Source organism: Phenylobacterium sp., assembly GCF_025934275.1.
Classification (GTDB): domain Bacteria; phylum Pseudomonadota; class Alphaproteobacteria; order Caulobacterales; family Caulobacteraceae; genus Phenylobacterium.
The window spans coordinates 1-19177 of the sequence record NZ_JAICYI010000014.1 but is presented as its reverse complement, the minus strand read 5'-3'; the positions used below and the strand labels follow the sequence as shown (position 1 = coordinate 19177).

Below are 19177 nucleotides of genomic sequence, written 5' to 3'. Positions count from 1 at the left end.
GCTAGTTGATCAGCATCTCCTCGATCAGGACGGCGTTCGCCTTGGACGGCGCGATCACCAGGTTGACCCGGCGCAGCAGCTCCATGCGGAGCTGATAGGACCCTTGGCTGCCCTGCAGGTCCTCGGGACGAAGCTCCCGCAGGAAGGTCTGGAACATGTCCTGCAGCCTGGGCATGTTCGGATCGAGCGCGTCCACCGCGTCCTGGTCAGGCATCTCGAGGGTGAGCTTCAGCTTCAGGAACGTCGGGCGCCCATCCGCCGTCTGCATGTTCACCACGATGTCCGGCAGGGTGTAGAAGAGCACCCCGTCGGGCCCCTCGCGGACCTGGCCGCCGCCCTTGGCGTCCTTGCCGCCCTTGTCGTCCTTCTTCTTGGCCTCGTGCTTCTTGCCGGCGTGGGCCGCGTCGGGCTTCGGTTTCAGCAGCAAGAACGCCGCCCCGCCGCCTCCGCCCAGCACCAGCACCGCCGCCGCGCCGGCGATGATCATGAGCTTGAGCGGGAGCTTCTTCTTCGGGGCCTCGCCCTCGACCTCCTCGCCTTCGGCGACTTCTTCGTCGGGCGCTTCCTGGACGGCAGCTTCGGACACGCGCGCGTTCCTTAGAATCCTTGTCGCTCTGGGATGGCCCCGCTTTGGTTAAGAAGCGGTTTTTAACCGACCTTAACGGCGGCCAAGCCTGCCCGGCGGTTTTTGCCGGTGGGTCCGCGTTAACCTTCTTATCTGCTGAAATACTTTGGGTTTTCGATTGGCCCGATGCTTGCAGCGGGAGCTGCGGATAACCATCGCCCGCAAGGCCCGCCAATTAATGGACAACAGCCTCTACGTCGGACTGTCCCGCGAGATCGTCCTGCAGCAGCAGATGGACCTGATCGCGAACAACATCGCCAACGCCGACACCTCGGGCTTCAAGGTGGAGGCGCTGCAGACGGCCGAGGATCCGGAACGGCCGGCGTTCACGCTGGGGGGTCCGGCGCCGGTCAAGTTCGTCGCGTCGAACGGCGTGCTGCGCGACTTCGGGCAGGGCGCGCTCCGGCGCACCGATTCGCCGCTGGATCTGGCGCTCGACGGGGCGGGATTCTTCCGCGTGCAGACCGCCGGCGGCGAGCGCTACACCCGTGACGGCCGTTTCCGGCTGGACGACAGCGGCCGGCTCACGACCCAGGCCGGCCAGCCGGTGCTCGACGACGGCGGCGGCGAGATCGTGCTCGATCCGCAGAAGGGACCGGTCGCCATCGGCCCGGACGGCACCGTCAGCCAGGGGACCGGCAAGGACATCCTGCGGGTCGGCAAGATCGGCGTGGCGAGTTTCTCGAGCCTGTCCGGCCTGGAGAAGGCCGGCGACAACCTCTTCCGCAACACCTCCAACGTGCAGCCGACGCCCGTCGAGGCGCCGCGTGTCCGCCAGGGAATGCTGGAGAGCTCGAACGTCAATCCGATCCTGGAGATGACCCGCATGATCGAGGTCTCCAGGGCCTACGAGCAAATGGCCAAGATGATGGACACCCAGGCGGACCTCTCCGCGCGGGCGGTCGATAGCCTTGGCAAGGTTCAATAGGAGCTAAGCGATGCAGGCTCTCCGCACGGCCGCGACGGGCATGGCCGCCCAGCAGCTGAACGTCGAGGTCATCTCGAACAACATCGCCAACATGAACACGGTGGCGTTCAAGAAGCAGCGCGCCGAGTTCCAGGACCTGCTCTACCAGACGCTCGAGCAGCCGGGCGCCCAGTCCTCGGACCAGGGCACCATCGTGCCGACGGGCGTGCAGATCGGCGCCGGCGTGAAGGCGGGCTCGGTCTACCGGATCTCGACCCAGGGCTCGCTGACCGCCACCGGCAACAAGTTCGACCTGGCGATCGACGGCCGCGGCTATTTCCAGGTGCTGCTGCCCACCGGCGACACCGCCTACACCCGCGCCGGCAACTTCTCGATCAACGACCAGGGCCAGCTGGTGACGCAGGACGGCTATCTGATCCAGCCGGCGATCACCATCCCGCAGACCGCCACCGACGTGACGATCTCCAAGACCGGCCAGGTGCAGGTGACGCAGCCCGGCAATCCCGCGCCGACCGTCGTCGGCCAGCTGACGCTCGCCACCTTCATGAACGAAGGCGGGCTCTCGGCTCAGGGCTCGAACCTGTTCCTGGAGACCGCGGCCTCGGGCGCGCCGACGCTCGACACCCCCGGCAACAACGGCCTGGGCGTGCTGGACCAGGGCTACACCGAAGCCTCCAACGTCGATCCGGTCTCCGAGATCACCGCCCTGATCGTCGCCCAGCGGGCCTACGAGATGAACTCCAAGGTGATCTCCACGGCGGACAACATGCTGGCCATCGCCAACCAGGTGAAGTCGTAGATGAAGGCGTTGCTCATCGCCGCCGCGCTCGCCCTTGCGGGTCCGGCGCTCGCCGGCCAGGTCGTCACGCTCAGGGCCGACACCGCCGACGCGGACGGCATCGTCACTCTGGGCGACCTCTTCGAGGACGCCGGCCCCGCCGCGCGCGTGCCCGTCGCGCGCCGCACCGCCGAGAGCGTGGCGCTGAGCGCCGCGGCCGTGCAGGCGCTCGCCCGCCGGGCCGGGCTGGACTGGGCCAACGCCGAGGGCCTGAAGACCATCGTGGTGCACGCCGGAGCCGGCGCGTCCGGCGCCGCCGCCGGCCCGGCCCGCGGCAACATCGAGGTGCTCACCTACGCGCGCGACATCCCAGCCGGCGATGTGGTCGGCCCGACCGACATCGTCTGGGCCAAGGCGGCGGCCGCGCCGCGCGACGCGCCGCACGATCCCGACGCGGTGATCGGCTTGGCCGCGCGCCGGCCGCTGCGCGCGGGCGCGGTGGTGGCCGCCCACGACGTCGCCGCTCCCATCGTCATCAAGGCGGGCGAGATGATCAGCGTCACCTACGACGCCGAAGGAATCTCGCTGTCGCTGCAAGGCAAGGCGCTCTCCGCGGCCGGCGTCGGCGAGACCCTGAACGTGGAGAATCCCGCCTCGAAGAAGATCATCCAGGCGGTGGTCTCCGGCCCGGGGGAGGCCGCGGTCGGCCCCGCAGCCGAACAGCTCAAGACCGGCGCCACGCGCCTCGCGCTCCGCTAGAGGAAAGTCACCAGTCATGCGTCTTCGTCCGCTCGCCTTCGCCGTCCTGATGGGTCCGCTCGCCGCCTGCTCCAGCGTTGCGGAGGCCGTGAAGGGGCCGCAGCTGGCCCCGGTCGGCTATCCGGCCGCGCTGGTGCCGCGCGAGCAGACGATCCTGCCCGTCAGCCGCGGGCCCGATCCGGGACCCGCCAGCGCCAACTCGCTGTGGCGCACCGGCGCCAGGGAGTTCTTCGCCGACCAGCGGGCGAGCAAGGTGGGCGACATCCTGACCGTGCTGATCAGCATCGACGACAGCGCCAAGACCACCAACCAGACCACCACCTCGCGCCAGAGCGACATGAGCGCGGGCATTCCCCACCTGCTGGGCTTCGAATCCAGCCTCGGCAAGATCCTGCCCAAGGCCTTCGACCCGGCGAACGCGCTGGGCACCAGCACCAAGACCGACCAGGCCGGCGCCGGAGCGGTGACGCGCGCGGAGAAGATCAACCTGACGATCGCCGCGGTCGTCTCGGCCGTGCTGCCGAACGGCAACCTGGTGATCCAGGGCACCCAGGAGGTGCGCACCAACAACGACCTGCGCCAGCTGACCGTCGCCGGCGTCGTGCGGCCGGAGGACATCTCCTCGGCCAACACGATCAACCACACCCAGATCGCCGAGGCGCGGATCTATTACGGCGGCCGCGGCGACATCGCCCGCGTGCAGAAGACGCCGGCCGGCCAGTCGATCGCCGAGAAGTTCTGGCCCTTCTGATCCGCGGGGGCCCGGGCCGCTCGCGAACCCGCGACCGCCTGTGCTCTAGGCGCCCTCCCCAACCAGGCGTAGCTTAGTCTCCGAGGGCGTGCTGGGGATCCGGTCGTGTTCAAGCGTATCGTGTTTAGCGCGGCGACCGCCGCGCTGTTCGCCGGCGGGGCCGCCGCAGCGCCCGCACAACCGCAATCGCAGATCTGGGTGATAACCCCGGGGCAAGACAGCTGCCGGACGGATATCGACCTCGTCGGTCGATCCGGCCAGAGCGCCCAGGTCACCTTGGTCTCGGATGGCCAATTCGTGGAGCTGCGGTTCAGCAAGGACGACATCCCGCAGCGCGCGTTCCTGCCGCTGCGAATCGACCAGAAGCCGTTCTCGAACCTTATGCAGCGGATGGAGAACCCCAAGCGAGGCGCCATCGTGCTGAGCGAGGAGACCGTTGCGGCCCTGCGCAAGGGCAAGACCCTGCAGATCGCCTGGCTCGCCGATGAACCGGTGAGCGCCACGCTGGGTGGCTCCGAGCAGGGGATCGGCGACCTCACGACCTGCGGCGTGCAGGTCGGCGCGCAGTACAAGGCCGAGGTCGCCGCCCGCCAGGAGGCCAAGGCGCGGAAGGAAGCTGAAGCTCGCGCCAGGGCGGTGGCCGACGAGCAGCTCGCCGCCGCCAAGGCCGCGCGCGAGGCGGCCGAAGCCACCCGGCAGCGGGAGACCGCGGAGGCGGACCATATCCGCCAGCAGCAGAGCGAGGAGGACGCCGACCGCCAGCGTGCCGCCGCCGAGGCCGAGCGCGTCCGCGAAGACGCCTACGGTTATCGCGACCCATACCGTCCGGCCGTGCCGCGATGGGCGCAGCCGCAGCGGGGCTATGGTTACTATCCCGGACCGGACGACGACTAGCCTCGGCCGTCCCCGGCGCGCCGCGGCAGCATGCGGCGCATCACGTCATCCTTGACCACCAGGTGGTGGTAGAGCGCGGCTGCGGCGTGCGCGGCGGCCAGAATGACGATCGCCCAGCCCACGTTCTCGTGCACCTCGCCGATCTCGTGATTCGTGGCGCGCGACACCGTCTCCATCGGGGACGGGAGCTGCAGGCCGAAGAAGCTCATCGCCTCGCCGCCTGACCAGCGGAGCACGAAGCCGAGGACAGCCTGTGCGATCAGCAGCAGGTAGAGCAGCCAGTGGACCGCTCTGGAGGCGAGCTCGGCGAAGCCGGAGACGGCGGGCTTCATCTGGTGTCCCGGGATCAGTCGCCAGACGATGCGCGCGATCACGGCCGCCCCCAGCAGGATGCCGAAGGACATGTGGGTCGCGACCATCAGGTGGCGCGTGGGCCGGGCGAACGCCTCCCAGGTCTCAGCGAGCGCGAAGTTGGCGAGCACGAGCAATACGGTGGCCCAATGCAGGCTCATCGCCACGGGGTCGTAGCGCGAGCGGTCGCCCCCGGCGATGCGCGCGGCAGTCTCGACGGTGTTGCGGGCGTCCATGCCTCTCCTTTCCGGCCTGAGACAAGGGCGGCTCTGCGCATAGGTTGAAGCCGCGCTTCTCCCGCTCGCCTCAGACCACCTTCGACCGACCTCGGCCGCGACCGCATTGCGTTTCATCAAATCCGGGACGTCGATCGGCGGCGCGCGCCATGGAGGCGCAGCGCGAGCCGCCGCCAGTCCACAGGAAGCCGCGCTCAGAGACTCTCGACCACGATACGCCCGATGTCGGCGACGGCGGCGTTGCGCTCGGCTTCGGGCCGGCTGGATCCCACGGTGTAGACCGCGATCAGGATCGGAGCGCGGTTCGGAGGCCAGATCACGCCCACGTCGTTGGTCGCGCCGCGCCCGCCGGAGCCGGTCTTGTCGGCGATCCGCCAGCCGCTCGGGAGCGTCCCCTTGATGCGGCTGGTCTGGCATTTCAGCATCCAGCCGGTCAGCCGGTTGCGCAACGGCGGTGAGAGCCTCTGACCGAGGAGCAACGTGTTCAGGTCGCCCAGCATGGCCGCCGGCGTTGTGGTGTCGCGCGGATCGCCGGGCAGGGCTTCGTTAAGCGCCGGCTCCCGCCGGTCGAGGCGAAACATTGGATCGCCGATCGCGCGGGCGTACGAGGTCACCCCCTGCGGGCCTCCCAGGGCGTCGAGGATCAGATTGGCGGCGCCGTTGTCGCTGAATTCGATCGCCGCCTCGCACAAGGCGCCGAGCGACATCTTCTGGCCGAGGTGCTTTTCGGTGACCGGCGCCCAGCCCACCACGTCGGCCCGGTCCACCAGCACCTCGCGATCAAGTTGCTCCGCACCGGTGTCGACGCGATGCAGCACCGCCGAAACGGCGATCATCTTGAAGGTGCTGCACATCGGGAAGCGCTCGTCGGCGCGATGGGCGACACGACGGCCGGAACCGGTGTCGAGGGCCGCGAGGCCGATCCGCCCGCCGTGGCGCTGCTCGACCTGCGTGACCCGGGCCTCGACGGACGGGGCGGCGAGCGCGGGGCTTGCGAGGGCGGCCGCGGTGACAGCGAGGGCCGCGCGACGGGTCGGGCGCGGCGTCACGCCCGCCGGCCGGCCGTGGCCGCATTGGAGACGCCCAGCGCCTCCAGGGCGGCGCGCAGGATGCCCTCAGCGTCCAGGCCGGCCTGGGCGTACATCGCCTCCGGCTTGTCCTGGTCCTGGAACAGGTCAGGCAGGGTGAGCGTGCGCACTTTCAGGCCGCGGTCGAGCGCGCCGTGGGCGGCCAGCGTCTGCAGCACGAAGGCCCCGAAGCCGCCGATCGCGCCCTCCTCCACGGTGATGAGCGCCTCGTGCTCGCGGGCAAGCCGCAGGATCAGCTCGATATCGAGCGGCTTGGCGAAGCGTGCATCGGCGACCGTCGCCGAGAGTCCGCGCGCCGCCAGCATGTCGGCCGCCTTCAGCGACTCCGAAAGCCGCGTGCCGAGCGAGACGATCGCCACGGCCGTCCCCTCTCGCACGATCCGGCCGCTGCCGATCTCCAGCGGCTCCGCCGCTTCGGGGATCGCGACGCCCACGCCCTCGCCGCGGGGATAGCGGAAGGCCGACGGGCGGTCGTCGATCGCGACGGCGGTCGCCACCATGCGCGCAAGCTCGGCCTCGTCGGCCGCGGCCATCACGACCATGCCCGGCAGCGCGCCCATGTAGCCGACGTCGAAGGCCCCCGCATGCGTGGCCCCGTCGGCGCCCACCAGCCCCGCGCGATCGATGGCGAAGCGGACCGGCAGCCGCTGGATGGCTACGTCGTGGACCACCTGGTCATAGCCGCGCTGCAGGAAGGTCGAATAGATCGCCGCGAATGGCTTCATACCGTCCGCCGCCAAGCCGGCGGCGAAGGTCACCGCGTGCTGCTCGGCGATGCCGACGTCGAACATCCGTTCGGGAAAGCGCTCGCCGAACGCATCGAGGCCGGTGCCGGAGGGCATGGCCGCGGTGATCGCGACGATCTTAGGGTCCCGCTCGGCGTGCTTGATCAGCTCGGCCGCGAACACCTTCGTGTATTGCGGCGCATGGGTCTGGGCGGGCTTGGCCTGCTGGCCGGTCACCACGTCGAACTTGACCACCCCGTGATACTTGTCGGCGGCGTTCTCGGCCGGGGCGTAGCCCTTGCCCTTTTGCGTCACCACGTGGACCAGCACCGGCCGGTCGGTGATCCCGCGCACGTTCTGCAGGACGTGGACCAGCGCGTCCATGTCGTGGCCGTCGATCGGGCCCACGTAGTAGAAGCCCAGCTCCTCGAAGAAGGTGCCGCCGGTCACCAAGCCGCGCGCGAACTCCTCGGCCTTGCGCGCCGCCTCCTGCATCGGCCGCGGGAAGACCTTGGTCATCGCCTTGCCGAGGTTGCGGAACGACCGGTAGCCGCCGCCGGAGACGATGCGCGCCAGATAGGCGCTCATGCCGCCGACCGGCGGGGCGATCGACATGTCGTTGTCGTTGAGGATGACGGTCAGCTGCTTGGTGGTCTCGCAGGCCTTGTTCATCGCCTCGTAGGCCATGCCGGCGCTCATCGCGCCGTCGCCGATCACCGCCACCACCTTGTTGTCGCGCCCGTCGCGATCGCGCGCCGCGCAGAAGCCGAGCGCCGCCGAGATCGAGGTGGCCGCATGCGCCGCCCCGAACGGGTCGTATTCGCTCTCCGCCCGCTTGGTGAAGCCCGAGAGTCCGCCGCCCTGCCGCAGCGTGCGGATGCGATCGCGCCGGCCGGTCAGGATCTTGTGCGGATAGGCCTGATGGCCGACGTCCCAGATCAGGACATCACGCGGCGTGTCATAGACGTGGTGCAGGGCGACGGTCAGCTCGACCACGCCCAGGCCAGCGCCGAGATGGCCGCCGGTCTGGGAGACCGCGTCGATGGTCTCCGCGCGCAGTTCGTCGGCCAGCTGCCGTAACTGACTTGGCGGGAGCTTCCGGACGTCGGCGGGCGAGGCGATGGTGTCGAGAAGCGGTGTGACCGGCGGCATGAAGGACCTGACGCGTACTCGGGCGGCTAGCTCGGGCGCTCTAGCACGAAATCCACGCTCGCCCGTAAGAATTCGGCCCCCTTCCCGAACGGCTCGAGGTGGGATTTGGTTTGTTTGGCGAGCACGTCCAGGCGCTCGCGCGCGGCTTCGACACCCAGCAGGGTGACGAAGTTGGCCTTCCCCTTTCCGGCGTCCTTGCGCGCCGCCTTGCCCATCCGCGCGGCGTCGCCTTGTGCGTCCAGCAGGTCGTCGACGATCTGATAGGCGAGGCCGAGATCGTGGGCGAAGGCCAGCAGCGCGTGGCGTTCGGCCTCCTTGGCGCGGGCCATGACGATCGGCAGCTCGAAAGCGCAGGCGATGAGCGAGCCGGTCTTCAGCCGCTGCATGCGCGCGACACCGCCCAGGTCCTCGCGGACGCCCAGGATGTCGATCATCTGGCCGCCGGCCATGCCCTTGGCCCCGATCGCCTGGGCGAGCTTGCTCACCAGTTCGGCGCGGATGCTCCCGTCGCCGTGGGTGTCCGGGTGCGCCAGGATCTCGAAGGCGGCGGTCTGCAGGGCGTCACCCGCCAGTACGGCGGTGGCTTCGTCGTAGGCCCTGTGCACGGTGGGCCGCCCGCGCCGCAGATCGTCGTCGTCCATGCAGGGCAGGTCGTCGTGCACCAAGCTGTAGGCCTGCACGCACTCGAGCGCGCAGGCGGCCCGCAGCACCGAGCGGTCCGCGAGCTCGAACATCCGCCCGGTCTCGAGCGCGAAGAAGGTGCGCAACCGCTTGCCCGGCCCCAGCGCGGCGTAACGCATCGCCTCGGTGAGGCGCGACTCCGGCCCTTCGGCGCGCGGCAGCAACTCGTCGAGCGCCACCGTGACCAGGTCCGCGGCCTCGGCCACGCGCTGGGCCAACGGCTGCATCAGTTGAACTCGGCGGGCTCGACCCCGGGCGCGCCGCCGGCGCCCACGACGATCTTCTCGACGCGCAGGCGCGCGGCCTCGAGCCGCCGCTCGCAATGGGCCTTCAGGGCCGCCCCGCGCTCGTAGAGTTGGATGGAATCCTCCAGCGGCGCCTGGCCGGATTCCAGGCGCGCCACAATCTGCTCCAACTCGGCGAGGGCCTGCTCGAAGCTCAGGGTCGAGATGTCGGGCGCGTCCGACATGGCTGCTCTCCGGTCCCGCGAGACTTTTTCTCTAGAGCCGCTCGAAGCGGCGCGTCGACCAGTATTTGTAGCCCTCGCTCGCCGCCAGCCGCCAGCCGCGACGACGCAGCGCGCGACCGATCATGAAGTTGAAGAATCCATGGGCGAGCACCAGCACGTCCTCGCCCTTCTCCGCATACTCGATCAGCAGGGCGGCGGCCTCGTCGGCGCGAGCCTCGGCGGCGGCCCGCGTCTCCTGACCCTCGTGGTGGTCGAAGAACCACCACCAGACGCGGGCGAGGAAGCCCCAGGTCATCGGCGACAGCTTGATCCAGGCCGGCCAGGCCGGCGGCGGCAAAGGCGCCTCGACCAGCAGATCGTGCTGCGCGACCTTGCGGCCGGCGGCCAGGATGCTGGCGCTCTCGACCGAGCGCAGGCGGGTGGAGGCGAGCAGCGCGCCGGCCTTCTCGACGATGCGCTTCAGGGTCGCGGGCGGGGTCTGGCCCGGCGCGATGCCCAGCACCTCGTAGCTCGCCCAGAAGTCGCGGTATTGCTGCGCCGAGAGCCTCACCCTGCGCGACAGGGCCGGCTCGCCATGGCGGGCCAGGACGATCGCGCCGGGACGGCGGGCGGCGGAGCGGTCGGGCGCTTCGGCGGTCAATGGATTCGCCATTCCATCCGGGCGGCCTCGCCGTCGCCGCGCACCAGCCGACCCGTCCCCTAGCCCTCTGAAAGGGCCCGCACGTGCGCAACCGCCGAGGAGCCCAGAGCTTCAAGGTCGTAGCCGCCCTCAAGCGAGGACACAACCCGGCCCTTGGCGTGAGCCCTGGCGATGGCGGCGACGGCGCGCGTCGCCCAGGCGAAATCCGCGGCCTCCAGACTCTGGCCCGCCTCCCCGATCGGATCACGCACATGGGCGTCGAATCCCGCCGAGACGATCAGCAGATCCGGCGCGAAGGCATCGACCTTCGGCATCAGCCCCTCGAACGCCCGGCGCCAGGCCTCGCGCGGCGCCCCCGGCGGGACCACGGCGTTGGCGATATTGGCGCCGGCCGGCTGGTCCGGATGGCCGCTGCCGGGCCACATGGGCCACTGCTGGATCGAGGCGAAGAACAGCCCCTCTTCGCCGTCGAATGCCGCCTGGGTGCCGTTGCCGTGGTGGATGTCGAAATCGACCACGGCGACCTTCTTCAGCCCCGCGGCCTGCGCCGCCTTGGCGGCCAGCGCCACGTTGGAGAAGACGCAGAAGCCCATCGGCCTCTCCGGCTCGGCGTGATGGCCCGGCGGCCGCACGGCGCAGAACGCCCGATCGACCTTGCCGGCGGCGACGTCGCGCACGGCCGCGACCGCGGCGCCGGCGGCCCGCCGCGCGGCGTTGAGGCTGCCCGGCGACAGGAAGGTGTCCGGATCGAGCTTCCGAATCCCCTGCTGCGGCGCGGCCCTGGTGATCGCCTGGACGTAGCGGTCGGGATGCACGAGGGCGAGGTCGGCTTCCTCGACCAGAGGCGCCTCGCGCACGGAGAGGTCGAGGTCGGAGGCGTCCTGCAGCGCGCCCGTCACCGCCTGCAGACGCTCCGGCCGCTCCGGATGGCCCGCGCCCGGGCGGTGGTCGAGCATCTCGAGATGGGTGTAGAGGGCGACGGTCATTTGATCATCCTAACCCAAGAACGCCTGCGTCCGATGTCCCAGCCCGTCATCCGCCGCGCGAGTCCAAGCGACGCCCCGACCTTGGCGACCATCGCGGCCGACACGTTCGTGGAGACATTCGGCCATCTTTACCCGCCGCAGGACCTGCGGGCCTTCCTCGCGGACGCTTACGACGCCGAGCGCCTGCGCGCCGAGCTGGCCGACCCCACGGGGGCCGTCTGGCTCGCCGAAGCCGACGGCGAGACGATCGGCTACGCCCAGGTCGGCCCCTGCGGCCTGCCGCATCCGGAAGTCACGGCGCTCTGCGGCGAGTTGAAGCGCTTATACTTTCGAAAGGCCTGGCAGAACCGGGGACTTGGCCAGAGGCTGTTCGCAGAGGCCATGGCCTGGCTGCAGCGCGCGGGACCCCGCGACGTCTGGATCGGCGTGTGGAGCGAGAACTTCGGGGCGCAGCGGTTCTACGGCCGGCAAGGCTTCGAGAAGGCCGGCGAATATGGCTTCCGCGTGGGCCGCACGGTCGACCATGAATTCATCCTGCGCCGGCGCGCCGAGAGCTTCTTGCAGGCGACGCAAGCGGCGCGCAGCGAGGTTCAGCGGGCCTGACCGGCCACTAGACAATGGGACCTCGCGGCCCCATCCTCATTCAAACAACCGTTCGCCGCCGCCCCGCAGGAGGGGTGATCACAGATGTTCATGCGCTTCTTCACGGAGCTTCGCGAAGCCAAGGTGCCGGTGACGCTGAAAGAGTACCTCATGCTGATGGAGGGACTCGACAGGCAGGTCATCGATCGTTCGGTGGACGATTTCTACTACCTGTCGCGCACGGCGCTGGTGAAGGACGAGAAGAACCTCGACCGGTTCGACCAGGTGTTCGCCCATGTCTTCAAGGGCATGGAGAAGCTGCATGACGGCGTCACGGCCGACATTCCCTCGGAGTGGCTGAAGAAGATCTCCGACCAGTTCCTCACCGACGAGGAGAAGGCGCAGATCGAGGCCATGGGCGGCTTCGACAAGCTGATGGAGGCGCTCGCCGAGCGCATGCGCGAGCAAAAGGAGCGTCACGAAAAGGGCGACAAGGCGATCGGCCAGGGCGGGACCTCGCCGTTCGGCGCCGACGGCTACCATCCCGAAGGCATCCGCATCGGCCAGGACAAGGGCCGGCACGGGCGGGCGATCAAGGTCTGGGACAAGCGCGAGTTCAAGAACCTCGACGACCACGTCGAGCTCGGCACCCGCAACATCAAGGTCGCGCTCAGACGCCTGCGCAAGTGGGTGCGCGAGGGCACGCCCGACGAGATCGACATGCCGGCCACGATCAAGGGCACGGCCGAGAAGGGCTATCTCGACATCAACCTGCGGCCCGAGCGGCGCAACAAGATCTCCGTCCTGCTGTTCCTCGATATCGGCGGCTCGATGGATAGCCACATCAAGGTCTGCGAGGAGCTGTTCTCCGCCGCCCGCTCCGAGTTCAAGACCATGGAGTTCTACTACTTCCATAACTGCCTTTACGAGGCGGTCTGGAAGGACAATCGGCGTCGCCACGCCGAGAAGATCCCGACCTGGGACGTCCTCCACAAGTTCCCGCACGACTACAAGATCATCTTCGTCGGCGACGCCACCATGAGCCCCTACGAGATCACCTATCCGGGCGGTTCGGTGGAGCACTGGAACGAGGAGGCCGGCGCCATCTGGATGGATCGCGTCGCCCAGATCTACGAGCACGTGGTGTGGCTGAATCCCACCGCGGAGCGACACTGGGACTACACGCCCTCGATCGGCGTGATCAAGCAGTTGGTCGGCGACCGGATGTTCCCGCTCACCCTCGATGGCCTTGACAAAGCCATGCGCGAACTCTCCCGCTAGCGGGGGGTTTTCGCGGGGACGCGCCGATTGCGGGCAGAATTCAACCGCCTATGCTCGGCCGGGTTCTCGAAGGGACTCGCATGGACGATCCCCTGACGCACGAGGCCGCCGAGTCGGAAGAAGCGCAGGCCGCAACCAAGGCCGCGGTGTTCGCGGCCGCCGAGCGGCTGTTTGCGCTCAACGGCTTCCAGAACGTCTCGGTGCGCGACATCACCGCCGATGCGGGCGTCAACCTGGCGAGCGTCAACTACCACTTCGGCTCCAAGGACGCCCTGCTGTTCGCGATCTTCCGCCGGCGCACCGCGGAGTTGAACCGCGAGCGGGCGCGGATGCTGCACGAGGCCAACGAGCGGCACGACGGCCAGCCGCCGGTGCGCGAGATCCTCGGGGCCTATTTCGCCCCGCCCCTGCGCTGGAGCGATCCGGCCAACGAGCGGCGGATCTCCATCCAGTTCATCATCCGCGCCCGATCGGAAGGCACTGCCGAGATGCGCGAGGCCATCCAGAACGACGTGAGCCATCTGGAACGGTTCGCCAACGCGCTGATCGCCGCCCGCCCTGACCTGCCGCGCGAGACGGTCTACTGGCGGCTGCACTTCTGCCTGGGGATGGTCCACAACAACCGCTTCGCGGAGTTCGACCGGCTGCACCACCTCTCGGGCGGACTGACCCGCGAGGGCGACGTCAACGCGCTGCTCAGCCGGATGCTCGACTTCGCCGAAGCCGGCTTCAACGCGCCTTAGAAGGTGATCACGGTCCGTCCGGTCGGCGAGATTCCCGGCGATCTCCGGCGATCTTACCTCGATGCGCTCCGGGAGCCGCAGGAACTCTATGTGGAGGAGTTGCTGGTCAAGCCCGGCCAGCGCTGGCTCGTCGAGGAGGGCGGCGAAAGGGTGGCCTACGCGGTGGTCTCGGACTCCGTGCTGGTCGAAATCCACTGCCCTGCCCCCGCGGCCCGCCGGCTGGCCGAGATCTCGCAAGCCGTGATCGAGACGGCCGCGGTACGCCGCGTCGTCAGCAAGAGCTTCGATTCCCAGCTGATGTTCGTGGCGCTCGCGTCCGGCAACCCGCCGCAGACGCTAGGCCTGCTCTATCGCGATGTGGTCGATCTGGGCTTCGTCGAGCGGCCGGGGATCTCGGTGCGGCTCGCCGGTCCCGCCGAGCTGGCGGCCGCGAAGGCGGTGGATCCCAGCTTCTTCGACGACGACCAGGTCACCGCGGCCCTGATCGCCGAGAACGGGCTGTTCTTCTACCAGCAGGAGGGCGAAGGCCTGCTTGGCTGCGGCCTGCTCAAGCGGCTGGTGGACGGCCGCGACGACTTCGACCTCGGCATGGCCGTCGCACCGCAGCGTCGCGGCCAGCGGCTCGGCGCCTACATCATCGCGCATCTGAAGACCCTGTGCCTGAACCGGGGCGTGCGCCCGATCTGCGGTCATCACGTCAGCAACGTGGCCTCGCAGCGCTCGCTCGAGCGGGCCGGGTTCGCCGCGCTGCACCGGCTCGTCCAGTTCGAGCTTTAGAAGCCTTCCTGCGCCACGACGGCGGTCACCGCGCCTCTGCGCAGCGTCACGCCGCGATACTGCGTCTCGTCGCGGTCGCCGGGTCCGCCGGTCAGCAGCATGAACTCCGCCCAACGGTCCTCCGGGACCAGCAGCACAAGGTCGTGCAGGTCGCGGCCGTAGGTTTCGATCTCGCGATCGACCTCCTCGCGCACGTTCCGGACGCCGGCCTTGGCGGGATCGCTCTGGTCGAGGTGGCTGGGCCCTGGCGTCCGCATGCAAGCCGAACCCGTCAGGCCAGCGCCGGTTCCGCTAGGCTCCATCCTGACCGGGCGCGGCGCAACCGAGCTCCTGGAACCTGGCCCAGACGTAGCGATAGTACGGCTGGGCGTAGTGGAAGGGGCTCAGGCCCCAGCGATGGCCGACGTCGCCGACCGCCAGCTCCGCTGGGGCGCGGACCAGGAACGCCTGGGGCAGCACCCGCCGGACTTCCTGGGCGTAGATCGCGAGCAACCGGTTCTGGTCATGGATATTCACCGGGAGCCCCGGCCACAGCACTCGATCGGGGTCGAACGGCGCGCGCCCACCGCCTTCGTCGAGATGTTCGAGCGCCCAGCGCGCGTCGTGGAAGATGAGCCTGGTTTCCGGCAATCGCGCGCCGAGGAACCGAGCGAAGTCCGCCAGGCCCGCCCGCCAGAGGTCGAACGCTCTGTCGTCGGTTCGGCGCAGCGGGCTCAGCCGGGCCAGAGCCGAGGCGGTGTCCAGCCCTGCCCGGTGCAATTCCCAGGAAAGCGTGGCCACGATCTTGCCGCGCCGCAGCAGGTCGAAGCGCTCGTCGATGAAGTCGATGATCAGGTGGGTCGGCTGATAGTCGGCGAGGTTTTCGAGGCCGCGCTTGAGGAGGTCGTCGCAGACCATCCGATATTCCCAGCGCGTGAGATCGCCGGGCGGCTCCTCCGGGAGGTCAAGGCCCGTCACCGGTTGGGCGACCAGGCTCGCGATGCCGGTTCGCGAGACATAGAGCAGGTCGGCGCGCGCGTCGTCCTCGAACCCGGCGAGGTTCCAGACGTCCCGCGTCACGCAACTGCCGATGATCGCGACTCTCGAGGCCACCCCAACTCCGCCGACGCAGCGCGCTCGATCCGAAGGCGCGATCACTAGCGGCTCACGTGGCGAGCTTCCAGGCGAACCTCAGGTCGTCCACGAACATCGCGTAGGCCCTCCGCTTCGCCTCTGCGTCGGGCACGCGCAGCAGGTAGGAAGGATGGTAGGTCACCACGCCCTGGGCTTGATCCGGCAACTGAAGCGCCTGCTGTCGGAAACGGCCGATCGGGGTGGCCTTGCCGAACACAGACAGCGCCGCGGTCGCGCCCAGCGCCACGATCACCCGCGGGCGGATGATCCGCCGTTCGGCGTCCAGCCACCAGCGGCAGGCGACCACCTCGCCGGCGTCGGGCGTCTTGTGCAGCCGCCGCTTGCCGCGCGGCAGGTGCTTGAAGTGCTTCACGGCGTTGGTGACGAAGGTTTCCGAGCGCGGGACGCCCGCCTCCTGCAGGGCTTTGTCGAGGATCTTGCCCGATGGGCCGATGAAAGGGCGCTTCGCCTGTTCTTCCTGGTCGCCCGGCTGCTCGCCAACGAACATGAGCCGGGCGTGCGCCGGCCCTTCGCCCGCGACGCCATTTCCGCACCGCCAGAGATCGCAGCGACGGCAGACCTCGATGCCCGCCCACACCGCCTCGACCGAACCCGGCCGCGCGTCCTGGCGGCGAGCATCAGGCGCTTCCATGGGGCCTGGGTCTTGCGGTCGGACCATGGCGGTCAAACCTTAGCCTGTGAGCCCCGGTTCCGGCGCTCGCCCAGCCCGATCAGGAGCCTGACCATGAGCGAGGCCACGAACCCCAACGCCCGCCAGATCGCCTACTGGAACGAACAGGGCGGGAGGACCTGGGCGGAACTGAACGACCTGCTCGACCGCCAAATCCATGAGGTGAGGGTGCGCGCGATCGATACCCTCGCTCCCACCGCGGGCGAGCGGCTCCTCGACATCGGTTGCGGCGGAGGCCAGACCACGGTGGCGCTCGCCGCCCGCGTGGGCGCTGCGGGCGCCGTCACAGGCGTCGATATCTCGCGGCCGATGCTGGAGCTTGCTCGCCGGCGCGCGGAGGGCCTGGCGAATGTGCGCTTCCTCGAGGCCGACGCCCAGGTCCACGACTTCGGCGAGGGCGTGTTCGATGCGATCTTCTCGCGGTTCGGGGTGATGTTCTTCGCCGATCCGACGGCGGCGTTCGCGAACCTGCGTCGCGCCTTGAGGGTGGGCGGGCGACTCGCCTTCGCCTGCTGGCGCACGCCGGCGGAGAATCCGTTCATGACCGGGCCCGCCATGGCCGCCAGCGCGCTGCTGCCCCCGGCTGGTCCGCCTCCCGACCCGACCGCGCCCGGCCCGTTCGCATTCGCCGACGCCGAGCGCGTGCGGGGCATCCTGCAAAGCGCCGGTTTCGAGGGCGTCGCCTTCGAGAAGGTGGACCTCCCTCTCGGCGGCATGGCCCTGGAGGACGCGCTCACCCTCGCGCTCAGGGTGGGTCCGCTGGGCGCGCGTCTGCGCGAGAACCCCGAGCTCGCGCCGCGTGTGCGGGACAGCGTACGCGACGTGCTCGCGGCGAACCTCAAGGACGGTCGGGTCTGGATGCCCGGCGCGATCTGGATCGTCACCGCGCGCCGGCCCTGAGCCGCCTGCGAGGGTCGACAGGTAAACAAGTGTTTGATCGGCCTTCCTTCGGCCGTCCGGACTCTGCTACGAGGGCGCCATCATCCGCATTTCAGTTCAGGGCGCCCCGCCCGGCTGCCCCCAGCCTCGCGCGGCGAAGAGATTTTGGACGCTAAGCTCGACACGCCTGACCTAGCCGGGGCCGGCGACGACCTCGCCGAACGCGAAGCGGCCTATGAGAAGTTCGTCTGGGACAACCTGAAGCGGAATTATCTCGGAAACTACCTGCACGGCATGCTTGGGATGACGGGCTTCCGCCTGGTCAACACCCCGACCTTCCTGCCGGCCTATCTGCACCAGGTCTCCGGCTCCAACGCCATCGTGGGCCTGGGCCTCGCCCTGCAGCAGGTGGGCGGGGTGATCTCGCCGATCTTCGGGGCCACCAAGGTCGAGCACCGGACGCGGGTGATGCCGGCGGCGGTCTGGATGGGGTCGCTGGCGCGCCTTGCGGTCCTCGGCATGGCGATCGCGGGCTGGCTGCTCAAGGGCTCGGCGCTGGTCGTCGCCCTGCTCGTCATGATGGCGTTGTTCGGGATCTTCATGGGCGCGCAGCGGGTGGTCTTCTCCCTCTTGATCGCCAAGGTGATCCCAATCAGCCGACGCGGGCGGCTGCAGGCCTGGCGCAACACCACCGGCAGCGCCATCGCCGCCGTGCTCGCCTACTTCGCCGGCAAGTACTTCATCGGCCACAACCTGTTCGGCAACGGCTACTCCACCAGCTTCACCGTCGCCTTCGTGCTGACCAGCATGGGGCTGTGGTGCATCCAGTTCCTCGTCAAGGAGCCCGAACCGCCCACCACCCGGGCCCGCGGCGGCTTCCGCGAGCGCTTCCGCGACCTGCCCAGGCTGATCGGCCAGGACCGCTCCTACGCCTTCTTCCTGCTGGTGCAGATGACGGCGGTCTCCGCGCGCATCGCGACGCCGTTCTACATCCTCTACGTCGCTCAGAAGCTGCATCTGCACGGCGCAGTTCAGATGGGGGCGACGCTCGGCCTGCTGTCGACGGCCTTCATGATGGGCGACATGCTCTCCAACCTGATCTGGGGCCACATAGGCGACCGGACGGGCTTCCGCTTCGTGCTTCTGCTCGCCCTGGTCGCCTGGGTCGCCGCCACGGTGCTGCTGATGAACGTCTCGGGAAGCTGGCTGATCGCGGCGGCCTTCTTCGGCCTCGGCGGGGCCCAGGCCGGTTACAACATGGCGGCCCAGACCATGATCCTCGAGTTCGGCTCGCGCGACGACCTGCCCATGCGTATCGCGGTCTCCGCCACGGCCGAGAGCATCACCGCCACGATCGGGCCGCTGGTCGGCGGCGCGCTGGCCGACCTCCTGGGCTACGACGTGGTTTTCGGCATCTCGCTCGGCTTCCTCGCGGTCGCCCTGATGATCCTGATCGCCATCGTCAAGGAGCCGCGCACGGCCCGCCTCGCCGCCGTCTGAAGCTCGCCAGCGGCGATGCCCTATGGTAGAGGCGCGCCATGGCCCGTTTCGCGAATCAGCCGTGCGGCCCCAACGCCACCCCTGCGGGGCGTGAGGCCGGCTGCGCGCGTAGCGTCTAGCCATCTCTCACCAGCCCCGCCGGTCCGGCCGGGGCTCATCCTTCACCTGAAGCGACACGAAGCGCCTGGCCTCCGGCCCCTCTCGGAGACCCTGTCATGGCGTTCGAACTTCCTCTGCCGCCCACTCCCGTGCTCGAAACCGAGCGGCTGATCCTGCGGCCGCTCGAACTTCGCGACGCACCGGCCATTCAGCGCTGCTTTCCCGATTGGGAGCTGCTCAAGTACCTGCACGCAGGCATCCCGTGGCCCTATCCGCCTGACGGAGCCGAGACGAACTCCCGCGAGTCGCTGGAGAAGCGCGCCCGTGGTGAGCGCTTCTATTGGGTGATCACCCTGAAGGACGGCGATGATGAGGCGATCGGCCGGATCGACCTCTGGCCGTTCGACGGGCAGCTGCGCGACATGCGCGGCTTCTATCTCGGACGTGCT

The 19177-nt window shown here is 69.3% G+C and carries 23 protein-coding genes; 12 read left to right on the top strand and 11 right to left on the bottom strand.

Annotation, left to right across the window (positions count from 1 at the left end; genetic code table 11):
• Position 1: 1 nt before the first annotated feature.
• On the bottom strand, positions 2-586 hold the full coding sequence (locus Q0W60_RS05410; protein WP_297693336.1) for a flagellar basal body-associated FliL family protein: 585 nt from the start codon (positions 584-586) through the stop codon (positions 2-4).
• Positions 587-803: 217 nt separating this feature from the next.
• Between Q0W60_RS05410 and flgF the strand changes: the two genes are divergently transcribed.
• From flgF to Q0W60_RS05385, 5 genes are all read left to right on the top strand, one after another.
• Positions 804-1553: a flagellar basal-body rod protein FlgF gene (gene flgF / locus Q0W60_RS05405; protein ID WP_297693334.1), complete on the top strand. Its 750-nt coding sequence runs from the start codon at positions 804-806 to the stop codon at positions 1551-1553.
• Positions 1554-1563: 10 nt separating this feature from the next.
• A complete protein-coding gene (gene flgG / locus Q0W60_RS05400; protein WP_297693332.1) occupies positions 1564-2352 on the top strand; it encodes a flagellar basal-body rod protein FlgG in 789 nt (262 codons plus the stop codon).
• Positions 2353-3090, top strand: coding sequence for a flagellar basal body P-ring formation chaperone FlgA (flgA, locus tag Q0W60_RS05395; protein WP_297693330.1), 738 nt, complete (start codon positions 2353-2355; stop codon positions 3088-3090).
• A gap of 16 nt (positions 3091-3106) precedes the next feature.
• Entirely contained in the window at positions 3107-3841 is a 735-nt protein-coding gene (gene flgH, locus Q0W60_RS05390) for a flagellar basal body L-ring protein FlgH (RefSeq protein ID WP_297693328.1), read from the top strand.
• Positions 3842-3946: 105 nt separating this feature from the next.
• A complete protein-coding gene (locus tag Q0W60_RS05385) occupies positions 3947-4735 on the top strand; it encodes a hypothetical protein (RefSeq protein WP_297693326.1) in 789 nt (262 codons plus the stop codon).
• On the opposite strand, the gene Q0W60_RS05380 is transcribed toward Q0W60_RS05385, so the two are convergent.
• The 7 genes from Q0W60_RS05380 to Q0W60_RS05350 all read right to left on the bottom strand — a co-directional run bounded on the left by Q0W60_RS05380 (position 4732) and on the right by Q0W60_RS05350 (position 11063).
• The gene (locus Q0W60_RS05380; RefSeq protein WP_297693324.1) at positions 4732-5322 is read right to left on the bottom strand and encodes a cytochrome b/b6 domain-containing protein; all 591 of its coding nucleotides are present in this window, start codon (positions 5320-5322) and stop codon (positions 4732-4734) included. The genes Q0W60_RS05385 and Q0W60_RS05380 overlap by 4 nt on opposite strands.
• A gap of 194 nt (positions 5323-5516) precedes the next feature.
• On the bottom strand, positions 5517-6371 hold the full coding sequence (gene bla, locus Q0W60_RS05375) for a class A beta-lactamase (protein ID WP_297693322.1): 855 nt from the start codon (positions 6369-6371) through the stop codon (positions 5517-5519).
• Positions 6368-8287: a 1-deoxy-D-xylulose-5-phosphate synthase gene (gene dxs / locus Q0W60_RS05370; protein ID WP_297693320.1), complete on the bottom strand. Its 1920-nt coding sequence runs from the start codon at positions 8285-8287 to the stop codon at positions 6368-6370. The genes bla and dxs overlap by 4 nt, the downstream gene beginning before the upstream one ends.
• A gap of 26 nt (positions 8288-8313) precedes the next feature.
• Positions 8314-9195 (bottom strand): polyprenyl synthetase family protein, encoded by an 882-nt coding sequence (locus tag Q0W60_RS05365; RefSeq protein WP_297693318.1) that lies wholly within the window; start codon positions 9193-9195, stop codon positions 8314-8316.
• Positions 9195-9437 carry an exodeoxyribonuclease VII small subunit gene (locus Q0W60_RS05360; RefSeq protein ID WP_297693316.1) on the bottom strand — a complete coding sequence of 81 codons (243 nt, stop codon included), beginning with the start codon at positions 9435-9437 and terminating at the stop codon, positions 9195-9197. The genes Q0W60_RS05365 and Q0W60_RS05360 overlap by 1 nt, the downstream gene beginning before the upstream one ends.
• A gap of 31 nt (positions 9438-9468) precedes the next feature.
• Positions 9469-10089, bottom strand: a complete 621-nt coding sequence (locus tag Q0W60_RS05355) for a histidine phosphatase family protein (RefSeq protein WP_297693314.1) — start codon at positions 10087-10089, stop codon at positions 9469-9471.
• Positions 10090-10136: 47 nt separating this feature from the next.
• The gene (locus Q0W60_RS05350) at positions 10137-11063 is read right to left on the bottom strand and encodes a histone deacetylase family protein (RefSeq protein WP_297693312.1); all 927 of its coding nucleotides are present in this window, start codon (positions 11061-11063) and stop codon (positions 10137-10139) included.
• Between the two features lie 33 nt (positions 11064-11096).
• Between Q0W60_RS05350 and Q0W60_RS05345 the strand changes: the two genes are divergently transcribed.
• The 4 genes from Q0W60_RS05345 (at position 11097) to Q0W60_RS05330 (ending at position 14446) form a co-directional block, all read left to right on the top strand.
• Entirely contained in the window at positions 11097-11666 is a 570-nt protein-coding gene (locus Q0W60_RS05345; RefSeq protein WP_297693310.1) for a GNAT family N-acetyltransferase, read from the top strand.
• Positions 11667-11750: 84 nt separating this feature from the next.
• Positions 11751-12926, top strand: a complete 1176-nt coding sequence (locus tag Q0W60_RS05340; RefSeq protein WP_297693308.1) for a VWA domain-containing protein — start codon at positions 11751-11753, stop codon at positions 12924-12926.
• 80 nt (positions 12927-13006) lie between these two features.
• Positions 13007-13669, top strand: coding sequence for a TetR/AcrR family transcriptional regulator (locus tag Q0W60_RS05335; protein WP_297693306.1), 663 nt, complete (start codon positions 13007-13009; stop codon positions 13667-13669).
• A 3-nt stretch (positions 13670-13672) separates the two neighbouring features.
• Positions 13673-14446, top strand: coding sequence for a GNAT family N-acetyltransferase (locus Q0W60_RS05330; RefSeq protein WP_297693304.1), 774 nt, complete (start codon positions 13673-13675; stop codon positions 14444-14446).
• Here the strand turns inward: Q0W60_RS05330 and Q0W60_RS05325 are convergent.
• Genes Q0W60_RS05325 through Q0W60_RS05315 form a run of 3 tightly spaced genes read right to left on the bottom strand, consistent with a single transcriptional unit; the run spans position 14443 to position 16211 of the window.
• On the bottom strand, positions 14443-14703 hold the full coding sequence (locus Q0W60_RS05325) for a hypothetical protein (RefSeq protein WP_297693301.1): 261 nt from the start codon (positions 14701-14703) through the stop codon (positions 14443-14445). The genes Q0W60_RS05330 and Q0W60_RS05325 overlap by 4 nt on opposite strands.
• Positions 14704-14737: 34 nt before the next feature.
• Positions 14738-15538, bottom strand: a complete 801-nt coding sequence (locus Q0W60_RS05320) for a DUF6270 domain-containing protein (protein WP_297693299.1) — start codon at positions 15536-15538, stop codon at positions 14738-14740.
• A 52-nt stretch (positions 15539-15590) separates the two neighbouring features.
• Positions 15591-16211, bottom strand: a complete 621-nt coding sequence (locus Q0W60_RS05315; protein ID WP_297693297.1) for a UdgX family uracil-DNA binding protein — start codon at positions 16209-16211, stop codon at positions 15591-15593.
• Between the two features lie 93 nt (positions 16212-16304).
• Between Q0W60_RS05315 and Q0W60_RS05310 the strand changes: the two genes are divergently transcribed.
• From Q0W60_RS05310 to Q0W60_RS05300, 3 genes are all read left to right on the top strand, one after another.
• The gene (locus tag Q0W60_RS05310; protein ID WP_297693295.1) at positions 16305-17150 is read left to right on the top strand and encodes a class I SAM-dependent methyltransferase; all 846 of its coding nucleotides are present in this window, start codon (positions 16305-16307) and stop codon (positions 17148-17150) included.
• A 144-nt stretch (positions 17151-17294) separates the two neighbouring features.
• Positions 17295-18629 (top strand): MFS transporter, encoded by a 1335-nt coding sequence (locus Q0W60_RS05305; protein WP_297693293.1) that lies wholly within the window; start codon positions 17295-17297, stop codon positions 18627-18629.
• A 215-nt stretch (positions 18630-18844) separates the two neighbouring features.
• The coding region (locus tag Q0W60_RS05300) for a GNAT family N-acetyltransferase (RefSeq protein WP_297693290.1) at positions 18845-19177 on the top strand (333 nt) is incomplete at its 3' end.

Bases quoted from the DNA above. Each gene is read 5' to 3' on its own strand.
- flgF (WP_297693334.1), top strand. From the start codon at position 804: ATGGACAACAGCCTCTACGTCGGACTGTCCCGCGAGATCGTCCTGCAG.
- flgG (WP_297693332.1), top strand. From the start codon at position 1,564: ATGCAGGCTCTCCGCACGGCCGCGACGGGCATGGCCGCCCAGCAGCTG.
- flgA (WP_297693330.1), top strand. From the start codon at position 2,353: ATGAAGGCGTTGCTCATCGCCGCCGCGCTCGCCCTTGCGGGTCCGGCG.
- flgH (WP_297693328.1), top strand. From the start codon at position 3,107: ATGCGTCTTCGTCCGCTCGCCTTCGCCGTCCTGATGGGTCCGCTCGCC.
- Q0W60_RS05380 (WP_297693324.1), bottom strand. From the start codon at position 5,322: ATGGACGCCCGCAACACCGTCGAGACTGCCGCGCGCATCGCCGGGGGC.
- dxs (WP_297693320.1), bottom strand. From the start codon at position 8,287: ATGCCGCCGGTCACACCGCTTCTCGACACCATCGCCTCGCCCGCCGAC.
- Q0W60_RS05365 (WP_297693318.1), bottom strand. From the start codon at position 9,195: ATGCAGCCGTTGGCCCAGCGCGTGGCCGAGGCCGCGGACCTGGTCACG.
- Q0W60_RS05360 (WP_297693316.1), bottom strand. From the start codon at position 9,437: ATGTCGGACGCGCCCGACATCTCGACCCTGAGCTTCGAGCAGGCCCTC.
- Q0W60_RS05355 (WP_297693314.1), bottom strand. From the start codon at position 10,089: ATGGCGAATCCATTGACCGCCGAAGCGCCCGACCGCTCCGCCGCCCGC.
- Q0W60_RS05350 (WP_297693312.1), bottom strand. From the start codon at position 11,063: ATGACCGTCGCCCTCTACACCCATCTCGAGATGCTCGACCACCGCCCG.
- Q0W60_RS05345 (WP_297693310.1), top strand. From the start codon at position 11,097: ATGTCCCAGCCCGTCATCCGCCGCGCGAGTCCAAGCGACGCCCCGACC.
- Q0W60_RS05340 (WP_297693308.1), top strand. From the start codon at position 11,751: ATGTTCATGCGCTTCTTCACGGAGCTTCGCGAAGCCAAGGTGCCGGTG.
- Q0W60_RS05335 (WP_297693306.1), top strand. From the start codon at position 13,007: ATGGACGATCCCCTGACGCACGAGGCCGCCGAGTCGGAAGAAGCGCAG.
- Q0W60_RS05325 (WP_297693301.1), bottom strand. From the start codon at position 14,703: ATGCGGACGCCAGGGCCCAGCCACCTCGACCAGAGCGATCCCGCCAAG.
- Q0W60_RS05315 (WP_297693297.1), bottom strand. From the start codon at position 16,211: ATGGAAGCGCCTGATGCTCGCCGCCAGGACGCGCGGCCGGGTTCGGTC.
- Q0W60_RS05310 (WP_297693295.1), top strand. From the start codon at position 16,305: ATGAGCGAGGCCACGAACCCCAACGCCCGCCAGATCGCCTACTGGAAC.